This is a genomic window from Glutamicibacter sp. Je.9.36 (genome assembly GCF_051129975.1).
GTDB lineage: Bacteria > Actinomycetota > Actinomycetes > Actinomycetales > Micrococcaceae > Glutamicibacter.
In genome coordinates this window covers 516790-536208 of sequence record NZ_JBCPSN010000001.1, presented here as the reverse complement: position 1 = coordinate 536208, position 19419 = coordinate 516790, and the positions used below count along the sequence as shown (strand labels likewise).

The 19419-nt window shown below is 64.4% G+C and carries 19 protein-coding genes; 10 read left to right on the top strand and 9 right to left on the bottom strand.

What is annotated here, in order from left to right; genetic code table 11:
* Nucleotides 1-8: 8 nt before the first annotated feature.
* The 3 genes from AAZQ98_RS02510 to AAZQ98_RS02500 all read left to right on the top strand — a co-directional run bounded on the left by AAZQ98_RS02510 (nt 9) and on the right by AAZQ98_RS02500 (nt 5017).
* Nucleotides 9-848 (top strand): SDR family oxidoreductase, encoded by an 840-nt coding sequence (locus AAZQ98_RS02510; RefSeq protein WP_434689570.1) that lies wholly within the window; start codon nt 9-11, stop codon nt 846-848.
* A 1782-nt stretch (nt 849-2630) separates the two neighbouring features.
* Complete coding sequence (locus AAZQ98_RS02505) at nt 2631-3977, top strand: hemolysin family protein (protein WP_434689568.1); 1347 nt, start codon at nt 2631-2633, stop codon at nt 3975-3977.
* Nucleotides 3974-5017: a hemolysin family protein gene (locus AAZQ98_RS02500; RefSeq protein ID WP_105662358.1), complete on the top strand. Its 1044-nt coding sequence runs from the start codon at nt 3974-3976 to the stop codon at nt 5015-5017. The genes AAZQ98_RS02505 and AAZQ98_RS02500 overlap by 4 nt, the downstream gene beginning before the upstream one ends.
* A gap of 75 nt (nt 5018-5092) precedes the next feature.
* Here the strand turns inward: AAZQ98_RS02500 and AAZQ98_RS02495 are convergent, their stop codons facing one another.
* Nucleotides 5093-6313, bottom strand: a complete 1221-nt coding sequence (locus tag AAZQ98_RS02495) for an MFS transporter (RefSeq protein WP_434689566.1) — start codon at nt 6311-6313, stop codon at nt 5093-5095.
* A 284-nt stretch (nt 6314-6597) separates the two neighbouring features.
* Here AAZQ98_RS02495 and AAZQ98_RS02490 point away from each other — a divergent pair, with 284 nt between their 5' ends.
* Together AAZQ98_RS02490 and AAZQ98_RS02485 are read left to right on the top strand one after the other, a co-directional pair.
* On the top strand, nt 6598-7095 hold the full coding sequence (locus AAZQ98_RS02490) for a transporter substrate-binding domain-containing protein (protein WP_434689564.1): 498 nt from the start codon (nt 6598-6600) through the stop codon (nt 7093-7095).
* Nucleotides 7092-8054, top strand: a complete 963-nt coding sequence (locus AAZQ98_RS02485; RefSeq protein WP_434689562.1) for a cation diffusion facilitator family transporter — start codon at nt 7092-7094, stop codon at nt 8052-8054. The genes AAZQ98_RS02490 and AAZQ98_RS02485 overlap by 4 nt, the downstream gene beginning before the upstream one ends.
* Before the next feature lie 105 nt (nt 8055-8159).
* On the opposite strand, the gene AAZQ98_RS02480 is transcribed toward AAZQ98_RS02485, so the two are convergent.
* Entirely contained in the window at nt 8160-8594 is a 435-nt protein-coding gene (locus AAZQ98_RS02480; RefSeq protein ID WP_434689560.1) for a hypothetical protein, read from the bottom strand.
* 429 nt (nt 8595-9023) lie between these two features.
* On the opposite strand from AAZQ98_RS02480, the gene AAZQ98_RS02475 reads away from it, so the two are divergent.
* Nucleotides 9024-10052: an iron-containing redox enzyme family protein gene (locus AAZQ98_RS02475; RefSeq protein WP_434689558.1), complete on the top strand. Its 1029-nt coding sequence runs from the start codon at nt 9024-9026 to the stop codon at nt 10050-10052.
* Nucleotides 10049-10264 carry a CDGSH iron-sulfur domain-containing protein gene (locus AAZQ98_RS02470; protein ID WP_434689556.1) on the top strand — a complete coding sequence of 72 codons (216 nt, stop codon included), beginning with the start codon at nt 10049-10051 and terminating at the stop codon, nt 10262-10264. The genes AAZQ98_RS02475 and AAZQ98_RS02470 overlap by 4 nt, the downstream gene beginning before the upstream one ends.
* Nucleotides 10265-10419: 155 nt before the next feature.
* On the opposite strand, the gene AAZQ98_RS02465 is transcribed toward AAZQ98_RS02470, so the two are convergent.
* Nucleotides 10420-10794 carry an ArsR/SmtB family transcription factor gene (locus AAZQ98_RS02465; RefSeq protein ID WP_434689554.1) on the bottom strand — a complete coding sequence of 125 codons (375 nt, stop codon included), beginning with the start codon at nt 10792-10794 and terminating at the stop codon, nt 10420-10422.
* A 143-nt stretch (nt 10795-10937) separates the two neighbouring features.
* Between AAZQ98_RS02465 and arsB the strand changes: the two genes are divergently transcribed.
* Genes arsB through AAZQ98_RS02450 form a run of 3 tightly spaced genes read left to right on the top strand, consistent with a single transcriptional unit; the run spans nt 10938 to nt 12676 of the window.
* Entirely contained in the window at nt 10938-11993 is a 1056-nt protein-coding gene (gene arsB, locus AAZQ98_RS02460; protein WP_434689552.1) for an ACR3 family arsenite efflux transporter, read from the top strand.
* An 11-nt stretch (nt 11994-12004) separates the two neighbouring features.
* Nucleotides 12005-12418: an arsenate reductase ArsC gene (locus tag AAZQ98_RS02455; RefSeq protein ID WP_434689551.1), complete on the top strand. Its 414-nt coding sequence runs from the start codon at nt 12005-12007 to the stop codon at nt 12416-12418.
* 42 nt (nt 12419-12460) lie between these two features.
* A complete protein-coding gene (locus AAZQ98_RS02450) occupies nt 12461-12676 on the top strand; it encodes a hypothetical protein (RefSeq protein WP_434689550.1) in 216 nt (71 codons plus the stop codon).
* 186 nt (nt 12677-12862) lie between these two features.
* Here AAZQ98_RS02450 and AAZQ98_RS02445 read toward each other — a convergent pair whose 3' ends face one another.
* From AAZQ98_RS02445 to AAZQ98_RS02420, 6 genes are all read right to left on the bottom strand, one after another.
* A complete protein-coding gene (locus AAZQ98_RS02445) occupies nt 12863-13843 on the bottom strand; it encodes a DMT family transporter (RefSeq protein ID WP_434689548.1) in 981 nt (326 codons plus the stop codon).
* Nucleotides 13840-14421, bottom strand: coding sequence for a TetR/AcrR family transcriptional regulator (locus tag AAZQ98_RS02440; protein WP_434689547.1), 582 nt, complete (start codon nt 14419-14421; stop codon nt 13840-13842). The genes AAZQ98_RS02445 and AAZQ98_RS02440 overlap by 4 nt, the downstream gene beginning before the upstream one ends.
* Nucleotides 14422-14621: 200 nt before the next feature.
* The gene (locus AAZQ98_RS02435; protein WP_434689545.1) at nt 14622-16427 is read right to left on the bottom strand and encodes an ABC transporter permease subunit; all 1806 of its coding nucleotides are present in this window, start codon (nt 16425-16427) and stop codon (nt 14622-14624) included.
* Entirely contained in the window at nt 16427-17962 is a 1536-nt protein-coding gene (locus tag AAZQ98_RS02430; protein WP_434689544.1) for an ABC transporter substrate-binding protein, read from the bottom strand. Before AAZQ98_RS02430 ends, AAZQ98_RS02435 begins: the two co-directional genes overlap by 1 nt.
* A gap of 66 nt (nt 17963-18028) precedes the next feature.
* Nucleotides 18029-18703 (bottom strand): ATP-binding cassette domain-containing protein, encoded by a 675-nt coding sequence (locus tag AAZQ98_RS02425; RefSeq protein WP_434689542.1) that lies wholly within the window; start codon nt 18701-18703, stop codon nt 18029-18031.
* Nucleotides 18700-19404 (bottom strand): ATP-binding cassette domain-containing protein, encoded by a 705-nt coding sequence (locus tag AAZQ98_RS02420; RefSeq protein WP_434689540.1) that lies wholly within the window; start codon nt 19402-19404, stop codon nt 18700-18702. The genes AAZQ98_RS02425 and AAZQ98_RS02420 overlap by 4 nt, the downstream gene beginning before the upstream one ends.
* Nucleotides 19405-19419 lie beyond the last annotated feature (15 nt).

The following is a 19419-nucleotide window of genomic DNA, read 5'->3' as shown; positions in this document are numbered from 1 at the left end:
TGGAACCCATGGCCAAAGACGATATCGCAGGAAAATCAGTTCTGATCACCGGTGCAGGCAGCGGATTCGGCAAGCTGGTCGCCCAAAAGCTGGCGGCCAGGGGAGCCTTGATCACCGGCGCGGATATCCAGAAGGAGGCCGTAGCCCACGTCATGGAGGAGATCCGGGAGGCTGGCGGCCAGGCAGTCCATGTCCATGCAGATGTAGTGTCGGCCGAGGATATGACCAAGGTCGCCAAAGCAGCGGTCGAAAACTTCGGTGCCATTGACGTGCTGATCAATAATGCGGGAATCATGCCGCTTGCTTATTTCAAGGACCATGAGCGGGCTGCCACTGCTTGGAGCAAATCCATTGACATCAATATCAAGGGCGTAGTCCATGGCATTTCGGCAGTTTATGATCAGATGATTGCTCAAGGCCGAGGCCACGTTGTCAATGTTTCTTCCATTTATGGCAACGCAGGCATAGCTGGCAGCGGTGTTTACAGCGCCACAAAATCCGCGGTGAACACCATCTCCGATTCGCTGCGCAATGAATCCAAGGGCAAGATCAAGGTCACCACGATCAAACCCACAGGAGTCATGAGCACTAATCTTGCCGGGAGCGTCGTGAATCCTGAAGCTTTTTTCGGCATTCTGGGCGGGAATGTTGCTGAATTCTCAAGGCGCATTGAACTTTCCGAGCGTAATGAACTTGATGCTTCGTACAGCGATCAGGACAGCATCAGCTTTGGGTCATTGCAGCCCGGAGCCATCGCTGATTCGATTATCTGGGCAATAGACCAGCCATGGGGTGTCTCGATAAGCGATGTCACCATCAGGGCCAGCGGGGATTTGTTTACTTACTAGGCTCAACGAATGAAGTGCATCGCTGCTCGTGCAACATGAAAGAGCATCAGGATCAGGTGGAGGGCATGGCGCCAACAAGATATCGGAACCATGCCCTCGCAGCCTGAGGTTGGGCTAGTATTCAGTTAGTGCAGCTTTCGGGGACCTGCCTGATCTCCGATGCAAATTTCTCCCTGGACGCAGGCCGACACCGCTCCGCAGACCCGACCTCGCCCGCTTCGATGGTGGAATGAACGCGGCCGCGGCAGCCGACGGCTGTTCCCTGGGTAGCCGCGTAGTTCCCCCGGGCCATGCCCGTGTCGAACAGCCATCGCCCGAGCTCGGCATGAAGGCTACCCATGACGGGTTTTCCCAGACAGGGTCTCCTTCGAGGGAAGCCCTGACTTCAAACGCGGTCGCGTGGCAGGGTTCTTGGGGACCTGCTACGTCGATGGACAGGGTTCCCAGGTCTGCGGGGTCCGATGCCAGATCAAGCACCTCCCGCACATCTGCCAGCCGCACCCCATTCCATTACGGGCCGTTCACCAGCCATACCGCGTCGAGGATGCGATCATGCGAAATGCTCAGTGCGGCAGCAACATCTCGGATCGATGGATTCATAGGCCGATTCATATCTCGTCAGCGGCGGGGCCTGGAAGGTAAGGAGGCCATCAACAATCCGGATCTTGACCAGGCCTGTGCTGCTTCCCGGATGAGGTGCTCCTTGTTCCTTGGCGGCACGCCGGCCTCAAGTCAAGCGGATGCCGAGCCGAGCGTCCTATGCTCGGCAAAGGGAAATTCCTGGGCTACGGAGAAGATGCGTAACTGGTAGCCGGCCTCCAAATGCGACGGAGCAACGATGATCGCAGCTGCCTGTCTCGGATCGTCGCGAACAGGATCGTTAGCCGGCAGTGCTCCAGCGCGAGGTGTACTTGGCCGTGGCGTCTGCATTGCAGTCCTTTCCCGTCAAAGCAATCCTAGATAGCCGGATAGGAACGATGGTCGTAAACGCTGTGAGGAACCACGCTTGTTTCACGTACTTGTTTCCTTCAATATCCACACGTTGGGACTTGAACAACGTCTTTGCTGGTCGGTGGGTGTTGCAAGGCCAGAGTATGAAGCCAGTGCTGCGGATCGCCTAAAATTCGTGGCAAGACCCCGGATCATTGGATAAGCAAGGGTAAGAGACCATACCGAGATTGTTCAGCCGGCAGTCCCTATGATCCTCTTTTAGGGGCTGTCAACAAAATAACGTGCGGTCAACTACGGTAGCCGCTCCATAGAGCGTACCTATGGGGCATATTGGCGAATTGACTGGAAGGCACGAAATGAATTTGGAATATCGCGAAAACGGAAGATCTCCAAGCCACTATAGTGTGAGTGCACCGTCTGATACGCGAATGTGAATTCCTCCGTCGAGAAATAGGCTGGCTGTTGGTGCCTGCGGAGAAAATATCCGGTGCAGCGAACCTCCAGAGCACAGGGCCAAGCGGGCTACTTGCGAGCACCAGTGGGCGCCAGCGATAACATTTTGCCTCCCATCGCCGATTGCAAGTCCAAGACCGGCTCCCGGTAATCTTGTGAAATCTCTATGCAAGAGCAGGGGATTGGGCAAACAATTGTACGGTTCAACCAATTTGGCGCGCAGCATGCCGGATAATTGATGGAACACAGCAGGCCGGAGGAAGATACTCCGGTCGGAAGGGAATGATGGACGCTTCAGGCGACAGTAGATCTCATAGTTCCAACCCTCTGCCCGGCAGGCATGCCGGCCAGGCTCCGCAGGTCAGGGGGTGCATGTAATTGGAATGGATCTCGCTACTCATAGCGCTTCTCCTCATTCTCGGTTGCGGATTATTCGTTGCCGCTGAATTCGCGCTGATCACGGTAAACCGGAATCAGGTCAAGCAGGCCGCCGCGAACGGCGACCGCCGAGCCTCCGGTGTTCTCAAGGGCATGGAAACATTGTCCACCCAGCTTTCGGGCGCCCAGCTGGGCATCACGCTGACAAACCTCGGCATCGGCTTCCTCGCTGAACCGGCCATCGCGGCCCTGGTCGTCGGGCCGTTGCAGGACTTCGGCCTCGACGAAACCCTGGCCCGCTCGGTCTCCATTGCCATTGCACTGATCCTGGCCACCATCTTGACCATGGTCTTCGGCGAATTGGTTCCCAAGAACCTGGCCATTGCCAAGCCTTTCGAAACCGCCAAGGCCGTGGTGGGGTTCCAGCGCGGCTTCAGCATCGTGACCAAGCCCTTCCTTTCATTCTTCAACGGCAACGCCAACTGGATTGTCCGCCGCTTCGGCATCGAGCCGCAAGAAGAGCTGGCCTCGACCCGTTCGGCCGAGGAACTGGTGGCCTTGGTGGGGCATTCGGCCCGCGAGGGACTGCTTCCCTCGGAAACTGCCGAAATGCTGCGCCGGACCGTGGCCTTCGGCAACCGCCGGGCCCATGATGTGATGACCGCCCGGTCGCGGATGATCACCGTGACCGCCCAGGAAACGGTGCACGAAGTGCTGGAGCTTGCCGCGCGTACCGGGCATTCCCGCTTCCCGCTGGTGGACGAGGGCGGGCACCGCGTGCTGGGCATGGTGCACATCCGCGCCTTGCTCGCCATCCCCTACGCGCAGCGGCAGCAGTCCGCGGCCGGGGACAGCGCCGAAGAGGCCTTCCTGGTTCCGGATACCATCGAGCTCGATGAGCTGATGGACCAGATGCGCAACGGCGGGCTGCAATTGGCGGTACTGATCGACGAAACCGGCGACGTTGCCGGCATGCTCACGCTGGAAGACCTCGTGGAGGAAATCGTCGGCGAAGTGCGCGACGAGCACGACCCGGAGGATTCCACCATCCAGGTGCTCTCCGGGAACTCCTGGCGGCTGGATGCGGCACTGCGCCCGGATGAGGCCAATGAGCTGCTGGGCTGCCAGATCCCCGAGGACTCGGACTACGAGACCTTGGCAGGACTGCTGACCGTGCAGCTGGGCAAGTTCGGCGAGGTGGGCGATGTCGTGCGCCTCGTGGTCCCGGGCGAGCCCGGTGAACCGCATAAGGAACTTGAATTCACCATCCACGCCACCGATGGGCAGCGGATCGCCAGTGTCGACGTGACGGTGTCCGAGCAGGCAGAAGGGGAGGACGCGCGATGAGCGACCTTATGGGAATTCTGGTTACGGTCGCGCTGCTGGCAGCGAACTTCTACTTTGTCGGCGCCGAATTCGCGCTGATCTCCGCACGCCGGAGCATCATCGAGCCCAAGGCCATGGAAGGCAGCCGCAGCGCCAAGATGACGCTGTGGGCCATCGAGAACGTCTCGCTGGTCATGGCCGGTGCCCAGCTGGGCATCACCGTCTGCTCGCTGGCGCTGGGCTATGTCACCAAGCCGCTGGTGAAGTACGCGGTGGCCGGGCCCTTCGAAGCCATCGGCGTTCCGGCAGGCATGATCGACGCGCTGTCCTACGCGATTGCGCTGATCGCGGTGACCTACCTGCACGTGGTGCTCGCCGAGATGGTCCCCAAGAACATGGCCTTGGCCGGACCCGAGCGCATGGCGCTGATCCTGGGCCCGAGCATGGTCATCCTGGTCAAGGTGCTGCGCCCGGTGCTGTGGCTGATGAATGCCATGGGCAACCTGGTGCTGCGGATCTTCGGCGTCGTTCCGAAGAACGAAGTGGCCAGCACCTTTACCCGCGACGAGGTCTCTTCCATGGTGGCCGAATCCCGGGAGGGAGGCCTGCTCGATGCGCATGACGAACAGCTGCTGCTGGGAGCCTTGCACTTCGATGCCCGGAGCATCGAGTCCGTGGCGATCAGCTTCGAAAAGGTGCAGACCTTGCCGGTGGACGCCACGATAGAGCAGATCGAGGCGGCGGCCGCGCACGGCTTCTCGCGCTTCCCGCTGGTGGACGCCGGCGGCACCCCGGTGGGCTATGTCCACGTCAAGGACGTGCTGGGCGCCGACGCGCAAGCACGGACGCAGCCGCTGCAGCGCAGCGGCATCCGTGAGCTGCCGTCCTTCGGGCAGCAGCAAAGCGTGCGCACCGCGCTGCAGGAAATGCAGCTCTCCGGAGCCCATTTGGCTCTGGTGCGTGATGGCGAAACGGGCAAGGTCACCGGCATGGTGACCTTGGAAGACATGCTCGCAGAGCTGGTTGGCCAGATCAGGGACGAGCACCGCAGCGCAAGCTAGCCGCAGCCGCGCAATGCACGGGCCGAAGCCAGGACGGGAATCCGTCCTGGCTTCGGCCCTTTCTGGCACTGGGGACTACTGCGCCGTGGCGAAGGGCGAGTTCTTGCGCCAAAGCAGCAAGGTCAGCATTGCCCCGAGCAGCGCGAAGCCTGTGGTCAGCAACCACGTGGCATTCCAGCCGCCGGTGAGTGTCGCCATGGATGCCAGCAGCATCGGGCCGGTGAAGTTGCCGATATTGAAGATCTGCTGGGTCAAGCCCATCGAGGCAGGGGCCGAACCGCCGGGCGGAGCCAGGTCGACCACCACGCGGGTCATGGTGGTCGGGATGGCCGCTCCGGCCAGCGAGAAGAAGCCAACGCAGATCATCTGGATCCACAGCAACCCAGGCGGGTAGTCGAAGGCGAAGGTGCAAAACGATGCCAGGGACATCAGCGCGAAACCGGCTAGCAGCAGCGTGCGCACATTGGCGCCACGCTGGAGCAGCCCTCCGCAGATGATCGCGCCCACCGCGTTCAGCCCGCCCACCACGGCCGAGGCCAAACCACCGGCCACCGGATCCAGGCCGAATTCCTCGTAGATGGTGGGCAGGAACCCCACTACTGCCATCCATTGCACCGTGTAGCAGCCGAAAATCAGGCCGCTGATCCACACGCGCGATGCCCGGGCGGTAATGGCGATGCGCCGGGCGGCCTCGCGCAGGGCCGCCGATCCGGCGGGTTCATCCGCACCCACGAACTTGAAGATCAGCGGAATCGGCAGCAGGGTGATGAACGCGAGAATGCCCCACCACAGGTGCCATGACAGGTGCTGGAGCACCAGCGCCGTGGAGAAGACCCCGATGAAGGTGGCCATGCCCATGTAGGCGGCCCACCACCCCACGGCCATGTTCAGGTTCCGGATGGGGGCATGGAGGCGCACCAGCCCCGGCCCCATGACGGTAGCCATGATCACGCCCGCCCCTTCCAGGACGCGGGTGGCCAGCAGCAGCGGCGCGCTGGGGGACAAGGCGCCCAACGCGCTGCCCAGCACCAGCAGCAGCAAGCCGAGGATCAGCGTGCGGCGCTGGGAGATGACTTCCGAAAGCAGGGAAACGGCCAGGCCGCCGGCCATGCCGGCTACCTGCACCACGCCCAGCAGCACGCCGGAGAAAATCAGCGAGAAGCCCAGTTCGTCCTGGATCACGGTCAGCGCGGGGGCGAGCTTCCAGATGTGCAGGCCGGCCACCACGCCGGAGGCCACGATGATGATCCAGGCCGCGTTGGTCCGTTGCTGGACCTGCTCCATTTTGGCTTGCACTGCCGCCGATGCCTCCTCGCATAGGACGCGCCAACTGGTGCTCGGCGCTACTTTCCACTTCGGATTGTGGCACGGGCCGGGCAGCGATCCGGTATTCGTGTCATTGAACGGGAAGATCTGGCGGCGGCACTCCGGGCTGGATCCACTAGCCCGGGGCGAATTCTCCTTCGGCAGGTTGCGGGGGCGAGCTGAGAGTTCGCCGATATTTCCCGACCGTTGCATTGCAGAACAAGTCCTCGGAGTAGTTTGGAGTCCAACCCGGCCGATCAAGCTCAGGAGGAATGATGTTCCGGCGCAGTTCGTTCCGCACCCGGCAAGTGAAGGCAGCAGCGGCTCTTGGATGCGTCTTCTTGGCGACAGCCTGCTTCCCAGCGGTGCCGGTGGACCCCGAGGGAACCCTCGACACGGTCCGTTCCGGGACACTTCGGGCCGGAGTATCCCCTGCTTCGGATTTCGTTGAAATCCGGGATGGAGAACCCCAGGGCGCCGAACCAGCGCTCATAGAGGACTTTGCCCAGCATGCAGGTGCCGAAATCCAATGGACCATTGGCGGCGAAGAACAGCTAGTGAAGCAGCTGGAAGCAGGCCAGCTGGATTTGGTGGCGGGAGGCATCACCTCCAAGTCGCCGTGGTCGGAAAAGGCTGGAGTCACTCGTCCCTACACGACCGCCATTGACGCCAAGGGCAAGGAAAGGAAAATAGTCCTGCTCGTGCCTCCGGGCGAAAATGCTTTCCTATCCGAGCTGGAGTACTTCCTGGACCAGACGCAGGAGATGCCATGAAAAACGCTGCCGGAACGCACTTGCCTCCCGAGCAACGCGAACTCATGGCGCGCGCCGCGAAGCTCGAGTGGATCAGCATCGGATACACGGCGCTCACCATTACCCTTGTGGCCCTAGTGGTGGGAAATTCGCAGGCCATGCGCACAGCATGGATCGAAGACATGCTTTCAGTCCTGCCGCAGCTGGCTTTCTTGGCATCACTGCAGTTCACCCGGAGGGCTCGTCGGCGCTCCCACCCCTACGGATACCACCGGTCCATGGGAGCTGGGCATCTGGTCGCCGGAGTAGCGTTGCTGGTCGTTGGAGCGATGCTCGCGTACGAATCGGTATCGGCACTGGTTAAACTGGAGCACCCGACCATCGGAACCATGAACCTGTTTGGCCATACGGTATGGCAAGGATGGATCATGATGGCGGTCATGGCGCTGATCGCGGCACCGGCCGTGGTGCTGGGACGGCTGAAAATCAAGATTGCCCAACCCCTGCACAATAAGCTGCTCTACGCTGACTCCAAGATGGCCAAGGCCGACTGGCAGACCAATGCCGCTTCGATCGTGGGTGTGGCCGGAATCGGGGTTGGGTTGTGGTGGCTGGATTCCACGGCGGCGCTGGTGATCGCTGCCGGCATTCTGAAGGACGGCTGGGATAGTACCAAGTCCGCAACGTCGGATTTGCTGGATCGCCGTTCCAAGGGTGTCGACGGCACGGATCCGCACCCGCTGATCCCGTCCATGGAGGAGCAGCTCCATTCCCTGGATTGGGTTCGCACAGCGGGATTGAGGGTTCGCGAACTCGGCCAGGTCCAGCACACGGAAGCGTTCATCGTTCCGGAATCCGAAACCGTGACGCTGGCCCAATCCGAACAAGCGCGAAAAGTGCTAGAGGGAACCGACTGGAAAGCATATGACGTGGTGGTGACGATAGTTCCCGAGCTGCCTGAGTTCCTCAAGCAGGACTGAGAACCGAGGCCCACGCCCTCGTCTGGAGGGCAGTGGAAGCAGGCCGATCCGGCGAGCAGAATTGACGCGGCAGGGTGCTGGCGCTGGAGCCAGCAACCCGCCGGACTAGCCGATATCAGTGGGTGACGTAGCTACTTGGCCAGGCCAGTCGCTGCGCACAAAGCAGGGAATCTCATGGATTGCCGCGCTATGGGACCAGAAAGCGACGCGAAAGGGCATCAGTTTCTCCGTGTGCTGCCGGGAGCAGAGTTCGCTGATGGTGGTTCCAGCTGGCAAGTGGGGAACTTTGGGAAAGAGCGGGCTGGGTACCGTGATGTGCCATAGCTGCAGGTCATCGGTTTGGCCATCGTCAAGAACCATGAGTACCGCCCGGCCATGGACCGATACGAAGCCCATGACTTCATCCACTGGATCAGCGCGTTGCGCGAAGACCACGGGCATGCCTTCCATCCAGCCGTAGGCAGTGAGATGGGTTCTGGCCTCGGGGCAATGCAAAAGTTTTTCGACGCGTTGCATGGCGCGCATATGTAGTTCAGGCATGTTCATGTGATCCTCCGCTGATGGCAGCTCTCCGAAAGGTGACCGCCCACGAAGTCCTGCGGTGTTGAGCCGCGGAATCCCCCGGGTTTCGCCTTTGGCGCTCGGTGTTCATCGTGGAGTGTTCTTCTGAGGATACTCCTATTTCGCGCTGCGAAGCACATTCCGCGCAGCGCAGGCCCGGGAGGACTGCGGATTTCGAACCAGTTGCCATCGTGAGCGGGATCCAACGGCCGAATTGTTGGAGGTGATCGGCGATTTCGGGATCATGGAAAGTTCTCGGCCACGCCGGCGCAAGGATGCTCCTGAGACGCGGTGCGGGGGCTTACCTTGGCTTTTCCTCCCAATGGTGGTTATATCCCGGGGATGCTGGCACGATCATCCTACTGCCACTATTGCTGACCGTGCGATCAGCGTGAACAAAGGAGCATCATGCATCTGCCCGTACCCCGCGGAGACCTGTCCCAAGCGCTGAACAATGCGTTGCTGTGCAACCCCTCGGAGGAATACGCAGCCTATCTGGCAACGGTCGCAAGAGATCGGTTGGCTGCGGCTTCGGATGTGCTGGATGACGGGGACCTGCAACTGAGCCTTTTCGTGCTCTACGAACTGCACTATCGGGGATTTGAGGAAGCCGATGACCGCTGGGAATGGGACCCCGGGCTCCTTTCGCTTCGGGCCCGGATCGAGGAGGCTTTCGAGCAAGCGCTGCGCGAGGCGGCAGGCCCGATTCCAAGCGTGGAACCCAGCTCCGCGAAGGTGGCCCAAGCCCTGTTCGAGCTTGCTGCTGATGATGCTGGACCATCGGTCTCGAAGTTCATCCAGCGCAAGGCCACTGCCAGCCAAGCACGCGAATTCCTGATACTGAAGTCGATTTACCAGCTCAAGGAAGCTGATCCGCATACCTGGGCGATCCCGAAACTCGAAGGCCGTGCGAAAGCCGCCATGGTGGAGATCCAGGCTGATGAATACGGAAATGGGCAGCTGCCGCGAATGCATAGCGAGCTGTTCAGGCAGACCATGGAGGGCCTGGGGTTGCGTGATGATTTTGGCGCGTACGTGGACCGCATTCCGGCGGTGACGCTGGCGGCAGTGAACATGATTTCGCTCTTCGGCATGCACCGGCGCCTGCGGGGAGCAATCACTGGCCACCTGGCACTGTACGAGATGACTTCCTCGATACCCCAGGCCGCTTACGCCCGCGGGTTCCGGCGCCTGGGATATGAATCCCCGGTGACCGATTACTTCGATGAGCATGTGGAAGCTGACGCGGTCCATGAGCAAATCGCCGGCCGCGACCTGGCTGGCGGATTGGCCGAATCCGAACCGGATCTGGTGCCCGACATACTCTTCGGAGCCCAAGCCGCGGCAGCGGTTGACGCGTTGGCCGGCGCGAAGTACTTGGACGCGTGGGAAGCTGGAAGATCTGCGTTGCATGCCGGAGCGGGGGCAGTGGTATGAGCGAGGGGCACAGCGCTTCGGAAGCTGCCATGATTACCGTTTGCCCGCAGGGTCCCTTGCTGCTCAGGGGAGATTTTGAAATCGTGGATGCCGAGGGGCAATCCATCGAGGCCCGGAAAGGGCCGGTCGCGTTATGCCGTTGCGGGGGCTCTGCCATCAAGCCTTTTTGCGATGGCACGCACAAGCTGTTGAAGTTCGAGCGCCCGAAGTAGGGCGCTGGCTCTTGGAGCGGGCTATTGCGCATCCGGCACCTGCACCGTTTGATGCCGTTCGCCGAGCTGCCTGCGCGGGCGCGGGAATGCGGCTAGCGGACGGATCCCGGATGGCGCGATCCCAGCCGCCTGGAATGCAACCTCGTCAAGCCTGTCTAGGGCTTGGCAACCAAGCTGGCGCCCAGGGATTCCAAAGCACCAGGGACGACAGAGTAGTACGCCCACACCCCGCGCTTTTCGCGGTGCAGGATTCCGGCCTCCACCAGGATTTTCAGGTGGTGCGAGACCGTCGGCTGCTTGAGGCCCAGTGGTTCGGGCAGGTCGCAGACGCACGTCTCGGCCGACTCGCTGGCGGAGACGATGGACAGGATGCGCAGGCGGTTGGGATCGCCCAGGGCCTTGAAGCGCAGCGCCAGCGCTTCGGCCTGGCCAGCGTTGAGGATTGCTTCGCCTTGGGATGGCGTGCAGCAGGCGTCGGCTGCCGGTGCTGTGGAAGTTCCTCCGGCAGGATTCACGGTGGCTGTGCTCACGGACCTTGGCTCTTTTCTTGGCTGGCGCCAGAGATTGACAAACGTCGATATGTTTCATCATACTCAAAACATCGACAATCGTCGATGCCTATTCTTGGAGTGATGAATCAGTGGCACCCGCGCCTGCGCTAGACACTGCCCCCGTGGCGGCAAAACTTTCCTTCCTGGACCGCTACCTGGCCCTGTGGATCCTGCTGGCCATGGGCGTCGGCTTGGGCCTGGGCCGCATCTTCCCGCAGCTGGGCGAGCTGCTGGACCGCTTCACCGTGGCCGGGGTCTCGGTGCCCATCGCCCTCGGCCTGCTGGTCATGATGTATCCGGTGCTGGCCAAGGTCCGCTACAACGAAACCGGCCGCGTGCTGGCCGACAAGAAGCTGATGGTCACCTCGCTGGTGATCAACTGGGTCCTGGCCCCGGCGTTCATGTTCGTCCTGGCCTGGGTATTCCTGGCCGATCTGCCCGAGTACCGTACCGGCCTGATCATTGTGGGCCTGGCCCGCTGCATCGCCATGGTGTTCATCTGGAACGACCTGGCCTGCGGGGACCGCGAAGCGGCCGCCGTGCTGGTGGCCATCAACTCCGTTTTCCAGGTCATCGCCTTCGGTGCCCTGGGCTGGTTCTACCTGCAGCTGCTGCCATCGTGGCTGGGGCTGGAAACCACCAGCGCCGAGTTCTCCATTGCCGCCATCACCGCCTCGGTGCTGGTCTTCCTGGGCATCCCGCTGGTGGCCGGCTACCTGACCCGCACCCTGGGCGAAAAGGCCAAGGGCCGCGACTGGTACGAAGGAAAATTCCTGCCGAAAATCGGGCCGTGGGCACTGTACGGGCTGCTGTTCACCATCGTGCTGCTCTTCGCATTGCAAGGCGATAACATCATCTCCAAGCCCCTGGATGTGTTGCGCATGGCGATCCCGCTGCTGACCTACTTCGTGGTGGTCTTCGGCGCCGGAATGCTCATCGGCCACTGGTTGAAGCTGGGCTACCCGCGCACCACCACCTTGGCATTCACCGCCGCCGGCAACAACTTCGAGTTGGCCATCGCCGTAGCCATCGCCACTTTCGGCGCCACCAGCGGCCAGGCCCTCGCCGGCGTGGTCGGCCCGCTGATCGAGGTGCCGATCCTGGTTGCCTTGGTCTACGTGGCCCTGTGGGCCCGTAAATTCTTCCCGGCTGTAAGCACTTCCACTACTTCTTCCTAAGGACAACACCCATGACTGCTGCCGACAAGCCTTCAGTTCTCTTTGTCTGCGTGCACAACGCAGGACGTTCCCAGATGGCCGCGGCCTTACTCTCCCACCTCTCCGGAGGGCGCATTGAGGTCCGCTCGGCCGGTTCGGCCCCAGCCGACTCGGTTAACCCGGCCGCCGTGGAAGCCATGAAGGAAGTCGGCATCGACATGTCGGCGCAAACCCCGAAGGTGCTGACCACCCAAGCCGTGAAGGACTCCGATGTGGTGATCACCATGGGCTGCGGAGATGCCTGCCCATTCTTCCCGGGCAAGCGCTATGAAGACTGGAAGCTGGAAGACCCCGCAGGGCAGGGCATTGACGGCGTGCGGCCAATCCGTGATGAAATCCGTGCCCGGATTGAGAACCTCATCGCCGACCTGCTGCCGGCCAGCTAAGCGCAGACCGTCTCCAGAATTCCAGCAGCCAAGGAGAAACCCATGCGGGAAAACCTTCCAGTCATCGTCATCGGCGCCGGCCCCATCGGCCTTGCCACCGCCGCCCACCTGCGCGAGCGCGGGCAGGAAGTGCTTTCGACGAAGTGGGTGCCAAGCCGGGCACGGTATGGATGCGTTCCCAAACGGTGGAAGATGGCCGCACGCAGATCGCTGGAATCGTTGGCAGGGCCGATGAATGCGCCAACATTCCGGCGCTGATTCCCAGCCCGAAAACCCGCGTTTCAATGCAAGGGCCGGCGCAATGGTGTTGCATGCTCGCCAGGCCCTTGGATGGGGTCGAGATCCCTGGCCGTCCGGCAGCGGCATCGCATGGTCTCAACCCATGCGTCGTGCTGGCCATCTGGGCCGCGGCCCTGGGTCTTGACGGCCGATAATAGCCAGCAGTCAGTCCCCGAGATGCGCTTCATCCTGCCCCGAACCAACCCCTGCCGTGCGTCTGCTGTTGTGATGCGAACGTGTTGCCGGCAGGGGGATGCCCCTGTTGGCCGGTGCGAACGCGAGGACTACCAAGGCCGCGGCAATAATGCCCAGACCGGTCCAGCCCATGCTGCTCAGGCGTTCGCCTACAATAGCCACCGCCAGGAGGGCCGCGATGGCTGGCTCGCTCAGGGTAATGGTGGTGGCCGTGCTGGCGCTCAGGCGAGCCAGTCCGTACCCGAAGAGCAGATAACCAAGGAACATCGGAACCAGCGCCATGTAGGCCGCGACGGTGAACGCCTGCGTGCTGGCGATCAGCGGTGCGCCGGTCGACAACAGGACAGGCATAAGCAGGAGCCCGCCGGTGCCGAACACGGCGCCCATTGAGGCCGCGCGGCTCACGCCTCGGTCGATGAGCTGCCGCGTGGCCCAGGAATAGGCGGCATAGGTGGCCCCAGCGAGCAGGCCGAGACCGATGCCTGCCACGGTCGCTCCCGCGCCGGCAGGATCGTGCGCCGTTTTGGATATGCACAGCAGTGCGCTGCCGGCGACGCCGAGTCCGGCTGCCAGCATCCACCACCGGCTCAGCGGGACCCGCTCCACGAGCAGCTCCAGCACTCCTGCGGCCAATGGGGCTGATGCCAGGGATATTACGGATCCCAGCGCCACTCCGGCCAGGTGCATCGAGCTGTAGAACGCCAACGGATAGATGGCCACGGCCACCGCGCCCAGAGCGAGCAGCGGCAGATTGGCACGCAGTTCTCCGCGGGCGGCGCGTAACGACGGAAGTGCAATGAGCGCTTGCATGATGCCGCCAATCCCCAAGGCTGCTGCTCCGATCGCCAGGGGGCCGGCATCGGGTGCAAACGTGGCAGCGGTGCCCGTGGTGCCCCAGAGGATCGAGGTGAGGGTGATCGCGCAGATGGCGAGCGATCTTTCGCGTTTCACGCCGCGTCCACAAGCGAGGCGGCGATGGCCCGGGCATGGACCAGGCGATCTGCACGGCCTTCCAGTCCGGCACGGGCGACCGCCCCTTCGAGCACGAAAGCCAGCTGCTCCGCCAAGTCCCCGGTCCGGTCCGGTCCGAGAATACCGGTCAGTGCGTCGGCCAGGATTGATTCCACTTGTTCCTTGTGGGCGCGAACTGCCACCCTGCCGGGATCACCGGCGGGCAGCTCGGCCGCCGCGTTGAGCAGGCCGCACCCGCGGAACCCGTGGAGGTAGCCGGTGCTTGCATGGTCGATATAGGCGTCGAACACCGCCAGTACGCGGTCCCGTGGGTTCTGCGCCATCGCCGCACGGCGTTCATGCAGAGCCAGCCATTCCAGATGCCTCTCCTCGATATAGGCAAGCACCAAGTCGTCCTTGGATGCGAAGTTGTTGTAGAGGCTTTTCCTTGCCACACCTGCCCTGGCGGTGATTGCATCTATGCCGGTAGCGGCCATCCCGTGGGCGTAGAACAATTCGGCGGCGGCCTTCATCAGCCGATCGCGTGCGGGTCGTTCCCGGCCATTTTTTGTGTTCATTGCCAGCTCCATTCCACAGTAGGTAGCCTAGTCTACCTACTGTGGAATGGAGAAGCCAGAAATCGGCGGTGCGGAAGCGTGCCGGCAGAGAGCCTGCGAATATTTGCTCCCATGCCGAAGCTGCCGGCTGCCCAGTAAAGCCTCTGGGGCATGGATCGATAGTCCGGGGACCTTGAGGGAAAACTGGGGGCTTTCGTCTCTCAGCTCACCGGGACCGGCGAGTTCTCGGCCGCCGGAGCCTGCTGCGCAGCCGTGCCCGGGGAACCTGCACGCTGCGGCGCCGGGATTCCGGCGAGCGCTACCGCGCACACGGAAGTGAGCACCAGTGCGGTAGCCGGGGCGATGGCAGTCCACGGAGCCCGCTCGACATAGCCGATGCCTTCGGCCAGCAGCAGGCCCCACTCCGGGGTGGGCGGCTGAGCCCCGAGCCCGAGGAATCCGAGGGCGGCCAAGGCCAGTGCCACCCCGGGCAGCCGCAGCATCCCGTGCCTCAGCAGGGCCGGAAGCACCGCGGGCAGCAGATGCTGGACCCAGATCCGGCCGCGCGGTACCCCGGAGAGCGGAAGCCAGCGGATATGCGGCATGGCCCGGGCCTCGTCCAGCAGCGAAGCCGCATGCGTGGCCAGCGGAGGCCAGCTGACCCAGAGCACGGCCAGCGCCGCACCGCCGACCGACGGGCCAAGCAGGGCCGCGATGACCACTCCGGCCAGAATCGGCGGAGTCGCGTTGGCGATTACCGCCGGCCCGCGCGAGATCTCGCCTGCTGCCGCGAGCAGCAGGCCGATCAGGATTGCGCAGGCCACGATCGCCAGTGCCGGGCCTACCGTGCCCAAGGTTCCGTGGGCCACGCGGGCCAGCAGATCCCGTCCGCTGGAATCGGCGCCGAATGGCAAACCGGCCCCGGGGGCTTGCAGCCTCTGGAAAGCAAGGGTGTAGGGGTCGCGAGGCAGTCCGAAAGCCAGGATGGCCAGCAGCGCGGTGCAGGTGATCGCCGCAGTCCAGCGCTGGATCCTGCCGTTGCCGCGCGCCTCGGGCGGGGCCGGCAGCGACCCGGCGGGCAGGGCACCGCCGCGCAGCGCGCGCCGGGCCGCTGCGGTGAGCATCCCGATCAGCAGCGCCGATCCCGCCATCAGCAGCAGGCCGGCCTGCAAGGCGGGAATGTCCTGCGCATTGGCCGCCCCGAGCAGGTAGCGGCCAAGTCCTGGCACTGCGAAGACCTGTTCCACGGCCACCGCGCCGCCGAGCAAGCCGATGAACACCAAGCCGAGCTGGTCGACGACCGCTGCGGCGGCCCGGCGCAGCACCCCGGAGAGGATGGCCGGCGCCGGAGCTCCGGCCAGGTGCCAGATCCCGGCCCAGCGTTCGGCGGCCACCGAAGCGATGGCATCGGCCAGCAGCCGGCCCAGCAATCCGCCGGCCGGGATGCCCAGGGCCAGTGCGGGCAGGATCGCGGTGTCCAGCCCGGTCCACCCGTAGGGCGGAAGCCATTGCAGCTGCACCGCCACCAGTACCAGCAGCAAGCTGGCCAGCAGGAATTCGGGCAAGGCGGTCAGTGCCACGCCCAGCGGCCCGGAACCGGAATGCGGCCGGTTGCGCAACACGCGCAGCGCGGCGGGCAGCACCAGGGCGAAGGCCACGGCGAGCGCGATGATGGTGGCGAAGGCGGTGAGCGTGGCGGAGACCGACAGGGCCCGCCAGGCGCCGGGAGCGATTTCTGCCCCGCTGACCCAGGAGTTGCCCAGATCCCCGTGCAGCACCCCGGACCACCAGTGCAGGCTGGTGGCCAGCGGGCCCTGGTCCAGGCCCAGCTGCGCGCGCACGGAGGCCAACGCCTGCTCGGTGGGTTCCAGCTCGGCATAGCGTGCGCGCAGCACCGCGGCGGCCGGGTCCGTGCGCGAAAGCCAGGGCAGCGCGCCGGCTACCAGCAGCAGGGCCAGCGCGCTGAGCAGGCAGGATGCGAAGGACGGCCAGGAGAGGCGCCGCGCCTTCAGGGCGAACCAGTTCATCAGCGTTGCGGCTCCTGGTCGCTGTCCAGGCGGGTCTGCGCAGTGATCAGCTCGCGTTCGCGCGGATCCTGCGCGGCATCGCGCACGGCGGGGCCCTCGCCCTGGATCACGCGTTCGTGCAGCAGCGCGATGGCCGCGTCGGTGCCCAGGATCCGGGCTTCGGCCAGCATGATCTGCTGCTGGCGCTGTTCCCCGGCTTCGGTTTCCGAGGCCCGGGCGATCGCCTGGTCCACGTCCTTGTCGCAGAGCTGGGCGATGGCGAAGCCGCCTTCGCAGGTGAAGTCGGAGGCGAAGTACGCAACCGGGTCCCCGGAATCCAGCACGGTGGCGCGCGAGAGGATGAAGGCATCGAAGTCGCCGTCCAGTGCGTCGGCCTCGATGTACTGGTATTCGCGCACATCCTGCTTCACGATGAATCCGGCCGCTTCCAGCTGCTGCTCCAGGATCACCGCGACTTCTGGCAGTTCGGCGCGGTCGGTGAAGGTGCCCAGGGTGATTTCCACGTCCTTGACCTTGGCTGGTTCGGCACGCTGGGCCAGCAGCTGCCGGTATTCTCCAGAATCGCGCAGCCCGGCGGCGTAGGGCAGGGCCGGGCCGAGCAGGCCCTCGGCTATATCGGCGCGGTTCTCGTACACCGACTCCACGATGGCCGCCCGGTCGATGGCTTCGCGGGCCGCGGCGCGCACCGCCGGGTCGGCGAACGGGCCCTTTTCGGTGTTCAGGTACAGCGTGTTGGTGCGCGGCATCGGCACTTCGGTGAGCAGCTCCCGGTCCACCGTGGCGGCCTGACCGGCGGGGATCGCCTCGATGACATCTGCTTCCGAGGTGCGCAGCGCGGCGGCGCGGGCGGTGCCATCGGGCACGAACTTCACGTCGATGCCCGAGGCTGCGGCCTTTTCGCCCCAGTAGCCCTCGTACCGGTCCAGGGTGGCCCCGGAGATCCCGTCTACGTCCACGATCTGGAAGGGGCCGGTGCCGTGGCCGGCCGGATCCACTCCGTTGGCGGTGTATGCTTCGGCGGCGAAGATGGCCAGCTGCGGGCTGGAGAGCCGCTGGGGCAGCAGCGGGTCGGGATCCGCGGTGGTGATCTGCAGTCCGTGCTCCCCGCGCACCTCGACCTTCAAGGCGGTTCCGTTCAGGATGCGCGGCACCGGGGTCGAGTCGATGGCCCGCTGCAAGGAGTTCGCCACCGTTTGGGCGGTCAGCGGCTGCCCGTTGTGGAAGCTGACGCCTTCGCGGATCTTGAAGTCCCAAGCCAGCTCGCCGCTGCGTTCCCAGCTGGTAGCCAGTGCCGGCTGGGCGTCCCCGGACGCGTCGAGATTGACCAGGGTTTCGGCGGCGGACCAGCGCGAGAGCTTGAACGCGTCGTCGCTGAGCGGGCTGAGCCCGGAGCGGGGCGGCTGCATGTGGGCTACGGAGATGCGGTCGGCGCTTCCGGCCTGCTCGGCGGCCGCGGAGAAGCAGCCGCTGAGGGCAAGTGTCGCGGCCAGCGGGATGGTGAGCAAGGCCAGGGTCTTGGGGCGGGGTCGATTCATGGGTGCGAGGTCCTTGGGAAGTGTGTGATGGGGGGATCGGTGATGGGTGATCAGTTGGTGGGCGGGTTATCGGGACGGTGGGCGGATGGCGATGGTGCGCGAGCATTGCGCGGCCAGCTGCGGGTCATGGGTGATCAGCAGCAAGGCAATGCCCGAGTTGGCGGCGGTGGAGAGCAGCTGGCCGGCGACCGCCTGGGCGGTGTCCGGATCCAGGGCGCTGGTCGGCTCGTCCGCCACCAGCACCGAGGGGTTCACCGCCACGGCGCGGGCCAGCGCGGCCCGCTGCAGCTGTCCTCCGGAGAGCTGGTGCGGGCGCCGATCCAGCAGCGCCGTGTCGAATTGCGCCAGCTCCGCAGCCCGGTCGATGCCCGTTCCGGGGCCGGCTGGGGGAGCCAGCCGGTGGATGGCCTGCTGCAGCGAGGTGCGGATGCTCCAGCGCGGCACGAAGGCGGCGGCAGGATCCTGGGGCACGCCCTGGACCAGCCGGCGGCGTGCTGGCGCGTGGCTGCGCTTCGGTGCGCTCCAGTGCTGGCCCAGCACGCGGATTTCTCCGGAGTCCGGCAGTTCCAGGCCCAGCACGATGTCGGCCAGGGTGGATTTGCCGGCGCCGGATGGCCCGGTGATGGCCACCGATTCGCCCGGGGCCAGCGTGAAGCCAAGGGGCTCCAGGACCAGTCGGCGGGCTGCGCCATGCCCGCGCAGTGCGCTGAGCGCGGATACTTCCAAGGCGGGGATGCTCAAGCCGGTACCCGTTCCAGCCGGGGCGCGGTGGTGCTGGCGATCTTCCCGGAGTCCAGGACCAGGTGCCGGGTGGCCAGCGCCTGGGCGACTGCCGCGTCGTGGGTGACCAGTACCAGGGCCTGCTGCTGGCCCAGGAGGGTGCCCAGCAGTTCCAGGATGAGGTCCCGGGAGGTGTGGTCCAGGGCGCTGGTCGGTTCATCGGCAAGGATCACCGGGGCTTGGCTGAGCACGGCCAGGGCTATGGCGGCGCGCTGAGCTTGCCCTCCGGAGAGTTCCGCGGGACGTCGTGCGAGCAGCTGCGGATCGCCCAGCCCGGCGTCTTGCAGGACGTCGCGGACTTGCTGCGCGCTGGCGCCGGTGGCCTTGCGCAGCTGCCGTCCCAGCGGCAGCAGTGGATGCAGGGCGTCCTGGCCGCGCTGCGGGATGTAGCCGATGCGCGTTGAGCCGGGAGTGCGGGTTCCGCTGAATTCCAGTCCGGGCGCCCAGTTCCCGGTGATCATCGACAGCAGCAGCGACTTGCCAGCACCCGACGGGCCGGTAATGACCACGCGCTCGCCGGGAAGAAGCGTGAACTCCTCGACGTCGAGCAGCGGGCTGGTGGCGCCGGGCAGTCCCAGGCGCGCATTGCGCAGGCAGAAGACCGGGCTGGACGGCAGCGGGGCGCGGGGCTGGCGGGCGAACCCGGGCTCTTCATGAGTCATAATGAGAATCATTAT